13 protein-coding genes are annotated in these 14,711 nt (G+C 70.0%); 5 read left to right on the top strand and 8 right to left on the bottom strand.

Annotated elements, in window-relative coordinates; genetic code table 11:
- Nucleotides 1-15 precede the first annotated feature (15 nt).
- The gene (locus tag ACTJKO_RS03605) at nucleotides 16-2,379 is read left to right on the top strand and encodes a RelA/SpoT family protein (RefSeq protein WP_440685742.1); all 2,364 of its coding nucleotides are present in this window, start codon (nucleotides 16-18) and stop codon (nucleotides 2,377-2,379) included.
- Here ACTJKO_RS03605 and ACTJKO_RS03600 read toward each other — a convergent pair.
- The 3 genes from ACTJKO_RS03600 to deoC all read right to left on the bottom strand — a co-directional run bounded on the left by ACTJKO_RS03600 (nucleotide 2,366) and on the right by deoC (nucleotide 4,836).
- Nucleotides 2,366-2,953, bottom strand: coding sequence for a type IV toxin-antitoxin system AbiEi family antitoxin (locus tag ACTJKO_RS03600; RefSeq protein WP_440685740.1), 588 nt, complete (start codon nucleotides 2,951-2,953; stop codon nucleotides 2,366-2,368). The genes ACTJKO_RS03605 and ACTJKO_RS03600 overlap by 14 nt on opposite strands.
- Nucleotides 2,954-3,020: 67 nt before the next feature.
- The gene (locus ACTJKO_RS03595) at nucleotides 3,021-3,989 is read right to left on the bottom strand and encodes an ROK family protein (RefSeq protein ID WP_440685738.1); all 969 of its coding nucleotides are present in this window, start codon (nucleotides 3,987-3,989) and stop codon (nucleotides 3,021-3,023) included.
- A 115-nt stretch (nucleotides 3,990-4,104) separates the two neighbouring features.
- Nucleotides 4,105-4,836 (bottom strand): deoxyribose-phosphate aldolase, encoded by a 732-nt coding sequence (deoC, locus tag ACTJKO_RS03590; protein WP_440685736.1) that lies wholly within the window; start codon nucleotides 4,834-4,836, stop codon nucleotides 4,105-4,107.
- A 42-nt stretch (nucleotides 4,837-4,878) separates the two neighbouring features.
- On the opposite strand from deoC, the gene ACTJKO_RS03585 reads away from it, so the two are divergent.
- From ACTJKO_RS03585 to ACTJKO_RS03570, 4 genes are all read left to right on the top strand, one after another.
- On the top strand, nucleotides 4,879-6,411 hold the full coding sequence (locus tag ACTJKO_RS03585; protein ID WP_440685734.1) for an SDR family oxidoreductase: 1,533 nt from the start codon (nucleotides 4,879-4,881) through the stop codon (nucleotides 6,409-6,411).
- The gene (locus ACTJKO_RS03580; RefSeq protein ID WP_440685732.1) at nucleotides 6,408-6,989 is read left to right on the top strand and encodes a GDSL-type esterase/lipase family protein; all 582 of its coding nucleotides are present in this window, start codon (nucleotides 6,408-6,410) and stop codon (nucleotides 6,987-6,989) included. The genes ACTJKO_RS03585 and ACTJKO_RS03580 overlap by 4 nt, the downstream gene beginning before the upstream one ends.
- On the top strand, nucleotides 6,989-7,435 hold the full coding sequence (locus ACTJKO_RS03575; RefSeq protein WP_440685730.1) for a DUF6804 family protein: 447 nt from the start codon (nucleotides 6,989-6,991) through the stop codon (nucleotides 7,433-7,435). Before ACTJKO_RS03580 ends, ACTJKO_RS03575 begins: the two co-directional genes overlap by 1 nt.
- 90 nt (nucleotides 7,436-7,525) lie before the next feature.
- A complete protein-coding gene (locus tag ACTJKO_RS03570) occupies nucleotides 7,526-9,079 on the top strand; it encodes a stealth conserved region 3 domain-containing protein (RefSeq protein ID WP_440685729.1) in 1,554 nt (517 codons plus the stop codon).
- Between the two features lie 196 nt (nucleotides 9,080-9,275).
- Here the strand turns inward: ACTJKO_RS03570 and ACTJKO_RS03565 are convergent, their stop codons facing one another.
- The 5 genes from ACTJKO_RS03565 to ctaE form a co-directional block, all read right to left on the bottom strand.
- Nucleotides 9,276-10,235, bottom strand: a complete 960-nt coding sequence (locus tag ACTJKO_RS03565; protein WP_440685727.1) for a phosphodiesterase — start codon at nucleotides 10,233-10,235, stop codon at nucleotides 9,276-9,278.
- Nucleotides 10,236-10,398: 163 nt separating this feature from the next.
- Nucleotides 10,399-12,084, bottom strand: a complete 1,686-nt coding sequence (qcrB, locus tag ACTJKO_RS03560) for a cytochrome bc1 complex cytochrome b subunit (protein ID WP_440685725.1) — start codon at nucleotides 12,082-12,084, stop codon at nucleotides 10,399-10,401.
- Nucleotides 12,084-13,151: a cytochrome bc1 complex Rieske iron-sulfur subunit gene (gene qcrA / locus ACTJKO_RS03555; RefSeq protein ID WP_440685723.1), complete on the bottom strand. Its 1,068-nt coding sequence runs from the start codon at nucleotides 13,149-13,151 to the stop codon at nucleotides 12,084-12,086. Before qcrA ends, qcrB begins: the two co-directional genes overlap by 1 nt.
- Nucleotides 13,152-13,184: 33 nt before the next feature.
- On the bottom strand, nucleotides 13,185-13,994 hold the full coding sequence (gene qcrC / locus ACTJKO_RS03550) for a cytochrome bc1 complex diheme cytochrome c subunit (RefSeq protein WP_440685721.1): 810 nt from the start codon (nucleotides 13,992-13,994) through the stop codon (nucleotides 13,185-13,187).
- Nucleotides 13,995-14,015: 21 nt separating this feature from the next.
- Nucleotides 14,016-14,654, bottom strand: coding sequence for an aa3-type cytochrome oxidase subunit III (ctaE, locus tag ACTJKO_RS03545; RefSeq protein ID WP_440685719.1), 639 nt, complete (start codon nucleotides 14,652-14,654; stop codon nucleotides 14,016-14,018).
- Between the last annotated feature and the right edge of the window lie 57 nt (nucleotides 14,655-14,711).

The following is a 14,711-nucleotide window of genomic DNA, read 5'->3' as shown; positions in this document are numbered from 1 at the left end:
CCCGGGAGGCGCAGCATGACGGACACCCGTGAGTCCACGCCCCAGGACGCCCCCGCCCCGCGGGCGGACCGCCGAGCCAACGGCGGCGCGAGCCGACCCGGATCCGCGCCGCGGCCGTCGAGCCCGCTCGGCCCGAACACGACGGGCAACCTCGGTTCGCTGCGCTCGCTGCTCCCGCGGCTGTTCTCGCGTGCGCAGCCGGCGGGCGCGGTCGACACCCTGATCCGCACGGTCCGGTCGCACCACCCGAAGGCCGACGTGACGCTCATCGAGCGGGCGTACTCCGTCGCCGAGCGCGCGCACGACGGGCAGAAGCGGAAGTCCGGCGAGCCGTACATCACGCACCCGGTCGCCGTGGCCCAGATCCTCGCCGACCTCGGCATCGGCACGATCACGATCGCCGCCGCCCTCCTGCACGACACCGTCGAGGACACCGACTACCAGCTCGACCAGCTGCGCGAGGACTTCGGTGACGAGATCGCGATGCTCGTCGACGGGGTCACGAAGCTCGACAAGGTCAAGTACGGCGACAGCGCGCAGGCCGAGACCGTCCGCAAGATGGTCATCGCGATGTCGAAGGACATCCGCGTGCTGGTCATCAAGCTCGCCGACCGCCTGCACAACGCCCGGACGTGGGGGTTCGTCGAGTCCGCCTCCGCCACCCGCAAGGCGAAGGAGACGCTCGAGATCTACGCGCCGCTCGCGCACCGGCTCGGCATCCAGATGATCAAGCTGGAGCTCGAGGACCTCTCGTTCGCGGTCCTCCACCCGAAGCTGTACGTCGAGATCGACAGCCTCGTCAAGGAGCGTCAGCCGAAGCGCGAGCAGTTCGTGCAGAACGTCATCGGCACGCTCAAGAAGGACCTCAAGGCCGCGAAGATCCGCGGCGAGGTGATGGGTCGGCCGAAGCAGTACTACTCGATCTACCAGAAGATGATCGTGCGCGGGCGTGAGTTCGACGAGATCTACGACCTGGTCGGCATCCGCGTGCTCGTCCCCACCGTGCGCGACTGCTACGCGATGCTCGGTTCCGTCCACGCGCGGTGGACGCCGCTGCCCGGGCGCTTCAAGGACTACATCGCGACGCCGAAGTTCAACCTGTACCAGTCGCTGCACACCACCGTCCTCGGGCCGCAGGGCCGTGCGGTCGAGATCCAGATCCGCACCCACGAGATGCACCAGCGCGCGGAGTTCGGTGTCGCAGCCCACTGGAAGTACAAGCAGCGTGCCGCCGGCCGCGACGTCGACACCTCTTCGTCGACCGACCAGGACATGGCGTGGCTCGCGCACATCACCGACTGGCAGGCAGAGACCAGCGATCCCGGCGAGTTCCTCGATTCGCTGCGCTACGAGATCGGCGCCAAGGAGACCTACGTCTTCACGCCGCAGGGCAAGGTCATCGGTCTTCCGGCGGGGGCGACACCCGTCGACTTCGCCTACGCGGTGCACACCGAGATCGGCCACCGCACCATGGGCGCCAAGGTGAACGGTCGGCTCGTGCCGCTCGAGAGCCAGCTGTCCAGCGGCGACGTCGTCGAGATCTTCACGTCGAAGAACCCGGACTCCGGGCCCAGTCAGGACTGGCTGACGTTCGTCCGCAGCCCCCGCGCCCGCAACAAGATCAAGCAGTGGTTCACGAAGGAACGCCGCGAAGAGGCGATCGAGCAGGGCCGCGACGCGATCGCGCGAGCCATGCGCAAGCAGAACCTGCCGCTCCAGCGCATCATGAGCCAGGACTCCATCTCCGAGGTGGCGTCCTCGATGCGGTACGACGACGTCTCGGCGCTCTACGCAGCCGTCGGCGAGGGCCACGTCTCGACGCAGTCCGTCATCGAGAAGATCCTCGGCAACGTGCAGACCGAGACCGAGACGGAAGAGCCGGAGCTCAGCTTCCCGCGTCAGGTCACCAGTCGACAGCTCCGGAACAGTGACAGCGGCGTGCTCGTCCGCGGCGCCCCGGACATCCTCGTCAAGCTCGCGAAGTGCTGCACGCCGGTGCCGGGCGACCAGATCGTCGGCTTCATCACCCGCGGCCAGGGGGTGTCGGTCCACCAGGCGTCCTGCACGAACGTCAAGTCGCTGATGAACGAGCCCGACCGCATGATCGAGGTGGAGTGGGCGCCGTCCTCGAAGTCGGTGTTCCTCGTGCAGATCCAGATCGAGGCGCTCGACCGCTCCGGACTCCTCAGCGACGTCACCCGCGTGCTCACCGACCACCACGTGAACATCCTGTCCGCGACGGTGTCGACGTCCTCGGAGCGGTTGGCGCTCAGCCGCTTCGTGTTCGAGATGGGCGACACGACGCACCTCGACCGGGTGTTGAACGCCGTGCGACGGATCGACGCCGTGTACGACGTGTACCGGGTCAGCGCGGGCTGATCGGCAGCACGGTGTCCCCGGCGCCGTCCAGGAGCGCACGCAGTCGCCGCTCCGCCTGACGGACCATCGGGATGCGTCCGAGGGCGGTGAGCCGCGCACGGACCTCGTCGACCGAGACGTCCGAGACCGTCAGCAGTCCGTGCACGGCGGACGACTCGGCAGCGCCGAACGCGCCGTCCGCAGTGTTCGGCGTGCGGAGCAGGTCAACGGCGGTCCGCGCCGGGACCGTCACCCGGAGCTCGCCCAGGTGCACGACGTCCTCAGCGGGCACGCGGACCTCACGGAGGCGGACGCCGAGGCCGAGGTGCCCCCGACTCTGCACGGGGATGCACGCTTCGAGGGGCGCGGGTGGGCGGGACGCGGCGCCCCAGATCCACGCGGCCGTGAGCGTGCCCGCGATGAGCCGCGGGTCCTCGAGCGCCCAGGCCGCCGCGGCGGCGCGCAGCGCCGGGGTCTGCGGTTCGCCGGGGGAGGCCCAGCACGACCCGACGGCGACGAGCTCGCCGGCGAGGACCGCGGCGCGCAGCTCGGGCTCCGGCCAGTCGTCACAGGTCACGAGCGGGGAGCGGGGCACCCGCACATCCTGCCCGACCCCGCGGCGAGCCCCACACCCCCTGTGGAGAGGGAGGGCTCCGGCCGTGTCAGCGCAGGACGTCGGCGCGGTGCACGAGCGCGGCCGCACCGATGAGCGGACCGTCCTGGGAGAGTCCGGTCGGCACGATCCGCACCTTCGTGACGAAGGGGAACTCGACCCGCTCCGCGACGGCCTGGCGCGCGTACTCGAAGAGGTCCGGGGTGACGTGCGAGAAGCCGCCGCCGATGGCCACCACCTCGAGGTCCACCAGGCTCGTCGCCGCGGCGATCGCCTGGCCGAGGGCGCGGCCGCTCCGCCGGACGGCTGCCACGGCGACCTCGTCGCCGGCGGCGTAGGCGGCCGAGAGCTCCTCGCCGGTGCTACCGGTGAAGCCCTGCCGCTGGGCCCAGGCGACCGTCTTGGGGCCGCTGGCGATGGCCTCGAGGCACCCGGTGCCACCGCAGGCGCAGGGGTCGTCGAACCCGCCGCACTCGACGTGGCCGATGTGTCCGGCGTTCCCCGTCGGACCGCTCACGGTGCGACCGTGCAGGATCAGCCCGCCGCCGACACCGGTCGAGACGATCATCCCCATGACGTGGTCGGACCCCTGGGCGGCGCCGACCCAGTGCTCGGCGAGGGTGATCGCGAGGCCGTCCATGCGGAGCGTGACGGGGATGCCCTCCGGCACGTGCGCCGCCACGCGGTCGCGCAGCGGGTAGCCCCGCCAGACCGGCATGTTGAGCGGGGAGACGAGGCCGTGCACCTCGTCGACGGGTCCGGCCGAACCGATCCCGACGCCGACCAGGGCGGCGTCGGCGGGCAGTGCCGCGAGCGCTGCGGTGACCACCTCGTCGACGGCCGCCTGCAGTTCGTCGGACGTCCGCTGCGGCCCGGTCGGGCTCCGGAAGCGGGTCTCCGCCAGCACGATCCCCTCGTCGGTGACGAGGGCGGCCTCGACCTTCGTGCCGCCGAGGTCGACAGCGAGGGCGAGGGCACGCGTGTGCGGCGCGGTGGTCTGCGGTGCGGTGGTGGACATGCACGCTCCGATGCGGCGTTCTGGAGGCGCGGTGCGGTCCGCGGACGCTGCGTCGCGTCCGGTGGGCACCGGCCCGTGGTGGTGGGTGGGTCGGCTCGTCGGGCTCGCGCCCGGGTCAGTAGGAGGTGGTGTCGTCGCCGAGGGCCGATGCGCTGCCGGTCTCGGCACGGTGTGCGACCTCGTCGAGGATGCGCGCGGACGCACTGGTGCCGATGCGGTTCGCACCGGCCTCGACCATTTCGATGAGCGAGTCGAGGCCACGGACGCCGCCCGACGCCTTGACGCCGGTGTCGGCACCGACGGTCGCGCGCATGAGGCGGATGTGCTCGGCGGTGGCGCCGCCGCCGGCGAACCCGGTCGAGGTCTTCACGAACGCCGCGCCGGCCGACCGAGCGGCGCGGGAGGCGGCGACGATCTCGTCGTCGGTGAGGAAGGCGGTCTCGAGGATGACCTTCACCACGGTGTCGCCCGCGGCGTCCACCACGGCACGGACGTCCGCCTCGACGCGCTCCCAGTCGCCCGACTTGGCGGCGCCGATGTTCTGCACCATGTCGAGTTCGAAGGCGCCGTCGGCGAGGGCCTGCAGCGACTCGCCGACCTTGGCGGCGGTGGACGTGGTGCCGTGCGGGAAGCCGATGACCGTCCCGACGCCGACACCGGTGCCCCGGAGGCGCTCGACCGCGTAGGTGACGTCGCTCGGACGGACGCAGACGCTGAACACGCGGTAGGCGGCGGCCTCGTCGAGCTGCGCGTCGACGTCGGACCGCGTCAGCTCGGGCTTGAGGATCGCGTGGTCGATGAGACCACGGACGGCATCGGCGGTGACGGAGAACGCTGCATTGTCCACCCGGCAAGCCTACCCGGAGCCGGGCCGCGTACCGTGCCCCGCATGCACGTCCTCGTCACCGGGGCCACCGGGTACATCGGCGGTCGCCTCGTCCCACGTCTCCTCGAAGCCGGTCACGACGTCCGCGTCTTCGTCCGCACGCCGCGCAAGCTCCAGGACGTCCCCTGGCACGACGACGTCGAGATCGCCGAGGGCGACCTCCAGGACGCCGCGGCCGTGCGCGCGGCGGTCGATGGCGTGGAGGCGGTGTACTACCTCGCGCACGCCATGGGCGCGGACGGTGACTTCGAGCACGCCGAACGGCAGGCGGCGGAGACGATGGCCCGTGAGGCTCGGGCGGCGGGCGTGCGTCGGTTCGTGTACCTCGGGGGACTCCACCCCGACGGTGCGCTGTCGAAGCACCTCCGCAGCCGGAAGGAGGTCGGCGACGTCCTGCTCCGGTCCGGTGTCCCGACGATCGCCTACCAGGCCGGCGTCGTGATCGGGTCCGGCAGCACCTCGTTCGAGATGATCCGGCACGTCACCGACGTCCTGCCGTGGATGCCGGCGCCGCGGTGGGTCCGGAACCGCATCCAGCCGATCGCCGTGCGGGACGTCCTCTACTACCTCGTCGCGGCACTCGACATCCCTGCCGACGTGAACCGCACCTTCGACATCGGCGGACCCGACGTCCTCCGGTACGGGCAGATGCTCAACGGGTACGCCGTGGAGGCGAAGCTGCCGCAACGACCGATCTCCGTGCTGCCGGTCCTCACGCCCGGGCTCGCCGCGCACTGGTTCAACCTCGTCACACCGATCCCGCGGAAGCTCGCGACGCCGATCATCGAGTCGCTGCAGTTCGAGTGCGTGCAGCGTGAGCACGACATCGACGACGTCGTGCCCCGTCCCGAGGGCGGCCTGACCGGGTACCGGCGGGCGGTCCGGCTCGCCCTGAGCCGGATGCGGACGGGTGAGGTCGAGACCAGCTGGCGCAACGCGACCCTGTCCGCGACCCCCGCGGACCCGCTGCCGAGCGACCCGGACTGGGCCGGCCACACCGTGTACGTCGACGACCGCAAGCGGCACTCCGCGGCGTCGGCCGAAGAGGTGTGGCGTGTGATCGAGTCGATCGGCGGTGACAACGGCTGGTACTCGTTCCCGCTCGCCTGGGCCGCCCGCGGGTGGATGGACAAGGCCGCCGGGGGAGTCGGGCTGAACCGGGGCCGACGCGACCCGCAGCGTCTGGAACAGGGCGACGCGCTGGACTGGTGGCGGGTCGAGCGCCTGGACCGCGGGCGCTACCTGCGGCTCCGCGCCGAGTTCAAGTCGCCCGGGCGCGCGTGGCTCGAGATGACCGTGACACCCGCCGACGACGGGGGCAGTGACTACCGACAGCGGGCGATCTACTTCCCCCAGGGCCTCGCCGGGCGGCTGTACTGGTACTCGATCCTGCCCTTCCACGGGGTGATCTTCCCGGGCATGGTGGAGCGCATCACCGCGGCCGCGGAACGGGAGAGCGAGCACACCGAGTCAACGGGGCGGAACTGGACCCAGCAGAATGGGAAGCCGGAACCGGCACACGAGGAGGCAGCATGACCGCGGAACACACCAGCGTCCTGTTCCTGGGCGACAGCATCACCGAGCAGGGGTCGTGGGACGCCTGGCTGCCCGACGAGCGCACCGTCAACCAGGGCATCGGCGGCGACACCACCGACGGGGTGCTCACCCGCCTCGACGCGGTCGTCGCCGCGCAGCCCGAGGTCATCGTGCTCCTCATCGGGACGAACGACTTCGGCAACCACCGTGCGAGCGTCGAGCACGTGGTCCGGGGCGTCGAGTCGATCCTCGTGACCCTCCGGCGCGAACTGCCGGGCGTCCGGCTGCTGCTCGTGTCGATCCTGCCCCGGCAGGCCGAGTACGCCGCGAAGATCGAGGAGGCGAACCGGCACCTGCGGCAGTTCGTCGCCACGTGCCACGCGCAGTACCTCGACGCCTGGCCGGCCCTCGCCGACGGCGACCACCTCGACGAGCGGTTCACCGAGGACGGACTCCACCTCACCGAGGACGGCTACCGGGCGTACGTCGCCGAGCTCCTGCCCGCGCTCGAACGGGTCCGCGAGCTGCCGCCGATGTCCCGCTCGATCCAGGCCATCGACATCGACGCCGACGCCTGATGGCGGCACGCAAGGGTCGTCCCCCGGCGGGCTCGTCGCTCCACGGCGTCTCCTCGGCGCCGTCGAGCGCACCGGGCGGGGCACCGGGCCGAGCAGCGGGCGACACCCCGCCGTTCACGCGCCCGGCCCTCGCACCGTCACTCCTCGCCGCGGTCGTGCTGCTCGCCTGCGTCGCGATCATCGACTCCTCGGGCTTCGTGTTCGCCCGCTGGGGCGTGACGGTGCTCGCGCTCATCGTGCTGGTGTTCACCGTCCGCGGTCGCGCATGGTGGGCGACCGCGATCACGGCCGCCGTCGCGGTCTGCTGGAACCCGATCGTGATCGTGCCGATCCCGGGTGAGGCCTGGGCGGCGCTGCAGATCGTGGCCGCTGCGCTCTTCATCGTCGTCGGCATCCTCGTCAAGGTGCCGCGCGAGACGGGGACGCCCCGCGCCTCCAGGCCCTGAGCGGCGCGCTCGGCGCGGACCGGGCGTCCGCGCGGACGGTAGGATGAGGGGCCGGGCACCGGGCCCGGCCGTTCGACGCGAAGGGCATGGATGAGCAACGAGACCGAGCCGGTGACCGAGAGTCCTCTGCTGAACCCTCGACCGTCCTCCGGCGGTCTCGACCGACCTGACGTCGTGGTGCGGAAGGGTCGTCTGACGCTCGTCAACGGCCACCTCACCCCGCAGCAGTCGATGATCGAGGACCTCCTGTTCCTCGACGACGCGCTCACCGCCGGTGACGTCGACCACCTGCTCATCCGTGGGAACGACCAGCGGCCCGTGATCGCGGTCGACGAGCGCGACCGACAGCGTGCCGAGAGCGCTGTGATGGCCGCCGCGGCCAACGAGCCCTTCTACGCCAAGCCGCCGCGCAAGCCCGCGGTGCTCGTCATCGACGACGGCCTCGGGTCGGCGGACGAGCCCGTGCTGCGGGTGTTCCGGCCGCGCGTCGAGCCCCTCGGACGCCTCCGCTACGGCGCCGAGACGAGCGTGCAGCTCGAGTTCTGGCGGGTCACCGACACCGAGGTGCTCGCGCCCGTCGAGAACGCACTGATGCGCCGGAGCCTGCCGATCGACGAGTTCGTCCTGGTCGACATCGAGCGTTACGGCCGGACCTGGCGCACCGTCGAGCACATGTTCGACGACCACGTGTCCGACATCCGGTTCCCGATCGACATCGTGTTCTCGTGGGTCGACGGCAACGCCGTCGAGTACCAGCGCGCGCGGCAGGCCGCACAGGCCGGTGCGGTGCTCGGCGAGGGCGACGACGCACCGGCACGGTTCCGGCAGATCGACGAGTTGAAGTACGCCCTCCGGTCGGTGCACACGTTCGCACCGTGGATCCGGCAGATCTTCATCGCCACCGACTCGCCCGCGCCGGCGTGGCTCGCCGACCACCCGAAGGTGCGGATCGTCCGCTCCGAGGAGTTCTTCGCCGACCCGTCCGTCCTGCCGACGCACAACTCGCAGGCGGTCGAGTCGCAGCTGCACCACATCCCGGGCATCAGCGAGCACTTCATCTACTCGAACGACGACATGTTCTTCGGGCGCTCGGTCGACCCTTCGGTGTTCTTCAGCCCGGGCTCGGTGACGAAGTTCATCCTCGCGACGACCCGGATCGGGCTCGGGTCGAACAACCCGGCACGCAGCGGGTTCGAGAACTCCGCCCGCGTGAACCGGCGCCTGCTGCAGCAGCGGTTCGGCGCGGTGACGACCCGCCACCTCGAGCACGCGCCCACCCCGCTGCGCGTCTCGATCATGACGGAGATGGAGCACGAGTTCGCGGACGAGTTCAAGGCGACCGCGGCGTCACGCTTCCGGGCAGCGGACAACATCTCGGTGACCAACTCGCTGTACCACTACTACTCGCTGCTCACCGGCCGGGCGATCGTGCAGGAGAACGCTCCCGTGCGGTACATCGACACGACGATGCAGTCCGGGCTGCGGGCGCTCGACGAGCTGCTCAAGAAGCGGAACGTCGACTTCTTCTGCCTCAACGACGGCAGCTTCCCGGAGGTCAGCGACGAGGAGCGCACGCAGCGCGTGACGGACTTCCTCGAGAAGTACTTCCCGTTCCCGGCGCCGTGGGAGCGGCCGAGCGCCTAGCGCGCGCGTCGCGCCGGCGGCCCGCTGGGCTGCCGGCGGGCGGGCTGGCGCGCGCCGAGGTTTCGCGCTGAGCGACAGTTCACGCGCCCGTCCACGCGTGAACTGTCGCTCAGCGCGTGAAGTCGCAGGGGCCGCCGCCGTCGGCGCGCGGGCACCCGCCGGCGGCCGCGCCGGCACCCGCCCGCGCAGCCGCGGCTCAGCGGTGGACGGGCGAGACCGGCACCGAGTCCAGCGTGAACACCGGGATGCTCGAGGTCACCGGAGCCGGCTCGACCGCCGGGGCGATCGTCACGCCGGCAGCAGCGAGTCGGGCCTCGGTCTCCACGGCGGAGACCGGTTCGCCGACCGTCGCGTAGTGGCCGATCGGCACGACCGAGTGCACGACGTTGTGGCCGTACACGTGCACGAGGTTGAAGGACTGGGCGCCGTCGCGGCCTCGGGTACCGCCCTGGAACTCCGTGAGGTCCTGCGTGTAGCACGTGGCACTCGCGACCGACACCGGGATCCCGGCGAACACGGCGCTCGTCGAGTAGTGCAGGTGCCCGGCGATGATGGCGATGACGTCGCTGCCCTCGACCACCTCGGCGAGCGCGTCCTGGTCGCGGAGCTCCACGAGCACGGCGAGGTCCTGCACGCTCGGCACCGGCGGGTGGTGCATCGCGAGGATGGTGCCGTGCGGGGCCTGCTCGGACAGGACCTCGGCCAGCCAGTCGAGCTGCTCGGGGGAGACCTCGCCGTGGTGGGCACCGGGCACGCTCGTGTCGAGGGTGATCACGCGGAGGCCGTTCACGTCGTAGACGAAGTCGACGGGGCGATCGGTCGGCTGGAGCCCGAACAGCTCCTGTCGGAAGGCGCCGCGCTCGTCGTGGTTGCCCATCGCCCAGATGACCTGCGCGCCGATGCGGTCGGCAGCGGGCTGGACGATCTCGCGGATGCGGGCGTAGGCGCCCGGTTCGCCCTTGTCGGCGACGTCGCCGGTGACGACGATCGCCTCGGGCCGCGTCCCCGACCCCTCGATGTCGGCCACGATCTCGCCCAGGCGCGCGGCCGAGTCGACGGCGCCGTACAGCTCACCGTCGCCCGCGACCAGGTGGGTGTCGCTCAGGTGGAGGAGGAAGTGGTTCGGCCTCGGGTGTTCGGCCGTCCGGCTGTCCAATGGGTTCTCGTTCCGTTGGCGGGTGCGTGGTGCAACACAGTGCCACACCGTCCTGGACGAGTCCAGCACGTCTCGATGAACCCGGCGTGAATGCCGCCGGTGTGTTCGGCAAACAGGAAGCCCCCCGTCGCGAGATGCGACGGGGGGCTTCCTGGTGACGGGACTAGTGCGCTCCCGGTCCGACCTGCGGGGCATGGTGGCTGCCCTCGAGGTCGGGGCCGTGGTGCGCGGCGTGCGCGGCCTCGAGCTCGGCCTTCGACACCGGGGCGATGCGGTCCTCGAAGAAGAAGCGCGACATGCTGGCGCGGATCTTCTGCGCACCCGTGATCTTGCCGCGGGCGTTCGGACGGATCATGAGCGGCTTGTACTCGTTGAACTGCAGGAGCTTCCAACGCTCGTACTCGTCGAGCTGCTCGTGCACCTCGATGTACTCGCCGTGGGGGAGTCGGACGATGCGGCCCGACTCGTAGCCGTGCAGCACGATCTCGCGGTCCTTCTTCTGCAGGGCGAGGCACACGCGCTTCGTGATCCAGAAGGCGACGAACGGGCCGAGGACCGTCGTGGCCTGGATCACGTGGATGACGTGGTCGATCGACACGTAGAAGTGGGTGGCGATGATGTCCGACGACGCGGCGGCCCAGAGGCTCGCGTAGAGCGTGATGCCGGCGGCGCCGAACGCCGTGCGGGTCGGGGCGTTGCGCGGACGGTCGGCGAGGTGGTGCTCGCGCTTGTCACCGGTGACCCAGCCCTCGATGAACGGGTAGAGCAGGATCCCGAGGATGAGCAGCACGAGGACCGCGATCGGCGCGAGGATGTTGAACGAAACCGTGTAGCCGAACCACACGACCTCCCAGTGCGGCGGCACCAGACGGAGCGCGCCGTCCGCGAAGCCGATGTACCAGTCGGGCTGGGTACCGGCGGACACGGGGGACGGGTCGTACGGGCCGTAGTTCCAGATCGGGTTGATCGTGAACAGCGACGCGATGAGGGCGAGGATGCCCGCGACGATGAAGAAGAACCCACCGGCCTTCGCCGCGAACGCGGGGAGGATCGGCACACCGACGACGTTCTCGTTCGTCTTGCCCGGGCCCGCGAACTGCGTGTGCTTGTTGATGACGACGAGCACGAGGTGGACGCCGAGCACCGCGACGAGGATCGCCGGCAGCAGCAGGATGTGCAGCGTGTAGAGGCGGCCGACGATGTCGGTGCCCGGGAACTCGCCACCGAAGAGCAGGTAGGCGATCCAGACGCCGATCACCGGGACGCCCTCGATCATGCCGACGATGATGCGGAGACCGTTGCCGGAGAGCAGGTCGTCGGGGAGCGAGTAGCCGGTGAAGCCCTCGGCCATGGCGAGGACCCAGAGCAGGAAGCCGAAGACCCAGTTCAGCTCACGCGGCTTGCGGAAGGCACCGGTGAAGAACACGCGCGCCATGTGCAGCATGATCGAGGCCACGAACAGCAGCGCCGCCCAGTGGTGGATCTGCCGGACGAAGAGGCCGCCGCGGATGTCGAACGAGATGTTCAGCGTCGACTGGAGGGCCGTCGACATCTCGACGCCCTTCAGCGGGACGTAGGAGCCGTGGTAGACGACCTCGGCCATGGACGCCTGGAAGAAGAAGGTCAGGAACGTCCCCGAGAGCAGGACGACGACGAAGCTGTACAGCGCGACCTCGCCGAGCATGAAGCTCCAGTGGTCGGGGAAGATCTTGCGCCCGACCTCCTTCACGAGGCCCGAGATGCTGGTCCGCTCGTCGATGTAGTTCGCGACCCCGCCGATGATGCGGGACCCGCGCTCCGGCGCCGGCTTGGTGGTCGACGCGGGTGCGTCGGTGGTGGTGCTGCTCATCAGCGTTCACGCTCCCAGAAGGACGGTCCGACGGGCTCGTGGAAGTCGCTCTGTGCGACCAGGTAGCCGTCGTCGTCGATCGCGATCGGAAGTTGGGGGAGGGGACGTGCGGCCGGTCCGAAGATGACCTCGCAGTTGTTCGAGACATCGAACGTCGACTGGTGGCACGGGCAGAGCAGGTGGTGCGTCTGCTGTTCGTACAGGGCGACCGGGCACCCGACGTGGGTGCAGATCTTCGAGTACGCGACGATGCCGTCGTAGCCCCAGTTCTCGTGCCCCTTGGCGGGGTGGAGGTCCTTCGGGTCGAGGCGCATGAGGAGGACGGCGGCCTTGGCCTTCTCCTCCAGCATGTCCTCCTTGTCGAGCATGCCGTCCGGGATGACGTGGAACACCGAACCGATGGTCACGTCCGACGCCTTGATCGGCAGACCCGTCGGGTCCTTCGTCAGGCGCGTGCCCTTCGCCCACATGGTGTGGCGGAGGAGTTCGTTCGGGTCGGCCGCGGGCGCGAGGTCGCGCACGAGGACGATGCCGGGGAGCGGGAACGCCGCGAGGGCGCCGATCATCGAGTTGCGGATCAGCTTGCGGCGGCTGAAGCCGGACTCCTTGTCGGCGAGCTGGAAGGCCTCGACGGCCTTCGCACGCGTCGCGTCCGTGCCACGCGTGGTGTGGCGGAGCTCCGAGATCTCGCGGTCGACGACGAGCGACTTCGACCAGTAGACGGCACCGAGGCCGAGCGCGAGCAGGGCCAGGGCGATCGAGAGGCCGAGCCAGAGGTTCGCGGTGCGGACCGTCCCGAAGTCGTCGGACTTGATCGGGAAGGCGATGTACGCGGCGATGGCCAGGACGCTGCCGACGATCGACAGGTAGAAGAAGGTCGCGACCTGGCGCTCGGCGAGGCGCTGCTTCTTCGGGTCGACGTCGGTGCGGCGCGGGCGGTGCGGCGGCTCGCCCGGGTTCTCGAACGGCTCCGCGGGCAGGACCGCGGTCCCGGCCGACGTGGTGGTCGCGCCGTGCTTCTCGACAGCCGAGGACGAGTTCAGTGCCTCGTCGTCGTGCTCTGCCATGGTGTTCCCTTCAGTGTCGTTCGACACGGACGATCAGTTGGACTTCGCGGTGAGCCAGACGGTCATCGCGACGACCGCGCCGAGCCCGAAGATCCAGATGAACAGACCCTCTGCCACCGGGCCGAGGGAGCCGAGGGCGAACCCGCCCGGCGACTTGTTGTCCTGCACGTACTTGAGGTACGTGATGATGTCGGCCTTCTGCTGCGGCGTGAGGTTGAGGTCGTTGAACACCGGCATGTTCTGCGGGCCAGTGACCATGGCCTCGTAGATGTGCTTGCCGGAGACCGTCTGCAGGTTCGGGGCGTACTTGCCCTCGGTCAGGGCACCGCCGGCGCCCGCCACGTTGTGGCACATCGCGCAGTTGATGCGGAAGAGCTCCGCGCCCTCTGCCGCGTCGCCGTCCTTGCCGTTGGTGAGGCTGCTGGACGGGACCGACGGGCCCGGGCCGAGCGACGCCACGTACTGGGCGAGTGCGTCGACCTGCTCGTCCGTGAACTGGGCGGGCTTCTCTTCCGCCTGCGGGCCCTGCGCGGCCATCGGCATGCGGCCGGTACCGACCTGGAAGTCGACCGACGCTGCGCCGACGCCGATGAGGGACGGACCCTCGCTGGTGCCCTGCGCGGAGAGGCCGTGGCAGGTGGCGCAGTTCGAGGCGAAGAGCTTCTGGCCCTCGTTCACCTTCGACTGGCTCGACGCGGCCACGGTGCTCGTGCTGTCGTCGGCGTTGGCCGAGGAGCTGAACAGCGCGTACGCACCGCCGGTGGTCATGAGACCGACGACGATGAGCGACACGGTCGCCATCGGGGAACGGCGGCCCTTCTTGGACTTGGTTCTGTTGAACATGCGGTGGGGGCTATCCAGTTCCTACTTGAGAAGGTAGATGACGGCGAAGAGGCCGATCCAGACGACGTCGACGAAGTGCCAGTAGTACGACACGACGATCGCGGTGGTCGCTTCCTTGTGACCGAAGTTCTTGGCGGCGAAACCGCGGCCGAGGGTCAGGAGGAAGGCGATCAGGCCGCCCGTCACGTGGAGACCGTGGAAGCCGGTGGTCATGTAGAACGCCGAGCCGTAGGCGCTGGAGGAGAGCGTGACGCCCTCGTGCCAGAGGTTCGCGTACTCGAAGACCTGGCCGCAGACGAAGATCGCGCCCATGCAGTACGTGACGAAGAACCACTCCGTCATGCCCCAGTCCTTCGGGTTCCAGCTCGTGCGGTGCACCTGGAACCGCTCGGCGGCGAAGACCGCGAACTGGCAGGCGAAGCTGGACAGCACCAGGATGATCGTGTTCACCGAGGCGAACGGCACCTCGAGCTTGGAGGTCTCGGTCGCCCAGAGCTCGGGCGAGGTGCTGCGCAGCGTGAAGTAGATCGCGAACAGGCCGGCGAAGAACATGACCTCGCTGCCCAGCCACACGATCGTCCCCACGGCAACGGCGTTCGGCCTGTTCAGGACCGGACCGCTGGCGGATCTGGAGAGAGGGGTGCTAGTCACGTCCTCCATTATGGCGGAAGTCGCACGCAGTGTTTTCGCAGGAGACTGGCGGGTCTTCCGAATTCA

This window comes from Curtobacterium sp. 22159 (assembly GCF_052045775.1).
Classification (GTDB): Bacteria; Actinomycetota; Actinomycetes; order Actinomycetales; family Microbacteriaceae; genus Curtobacterium.
This window is presented reverse-complemented; position numbering and strand designations above follow the sequence as displayed.

What these genes read in the sequence shown, in the direction of transcription:
- ACTJKO_RS03605 (WP_440685742.1), top strand. Translation starts at nt 16, where the DNA reads ATGACGGACACCCGTGAGTCCACGCCCCAGGACGCCCCCGCCCCGCGG.
- ACTJKO_RS03595 (WP_440685738.1), bottom strand. Translation starts at nt 3,989, where the DNA reads ATGTCCACCACCGCACCGCAGACCACCGCGCCGCACACGCGTGCCCTC.
- ACTJKO_RS03585 (WP_440685734.1), top strand. Translation starts at nt 4,879, where the DNA reads ATGCACGTCCTCGTCACCGGGGCCACCGGGTACATCGGCGGTCGCCTC.
- ACTJKO_RS03580 (WP_440685732.1), top strand. Translation starts at nt 6,408, where the DNA reads ATGACCGCGGAACACACCAGCGTCCTGTTCCTGGGCGACAGCATCACC.
- ACTJKO_RS03575 (WP_440685730.1), top strand. Translation starts at nt 6,989, where the DNA reads ATGGCGGCACGCAAGGGTCGTCCCCCGGCGGGCTCGTCGCTCCACGGC.
- ACTJKO_RS03570 (WP_440685729.1), top strand. Translation starts at nt 7,526, where the DNA reads ATGAGCAACGAGACCGAGCCGGTGACCGAGAGTCCTCTGCTGAACCCT.
- qcrB (WP_440685725.1), bottom strand. Translation starts at nt 12,084, where the DNA reads ATGAGCAGCACCACCACCGACGCACCCGCGTCGACCACCAAGCCGGCG.
- qcrA (WP_440685723.1), bottom strand. Translation starts at nt 13,151, where the DNA reads ATGGCAGAGCACGACGACGAGGCACTGAACTCGTCCTCGGCTGTCGAG.
- qcrC (WP_440685721.1), bottom strand. Translation starts at nt 13,994, where the DNA reads ATGTTCAACAGAACCAAGTCCAAGAAGGGCCGCCGTTCCCCGATGGCG.
- ctaE (WP_440685719.1), bottom strand. Translation starts at nt 14,654, where the DNA reads ATGGAGGACGTGACTAGCACCCCTCTCTCCAGATCCGCCAGCGGTCCG.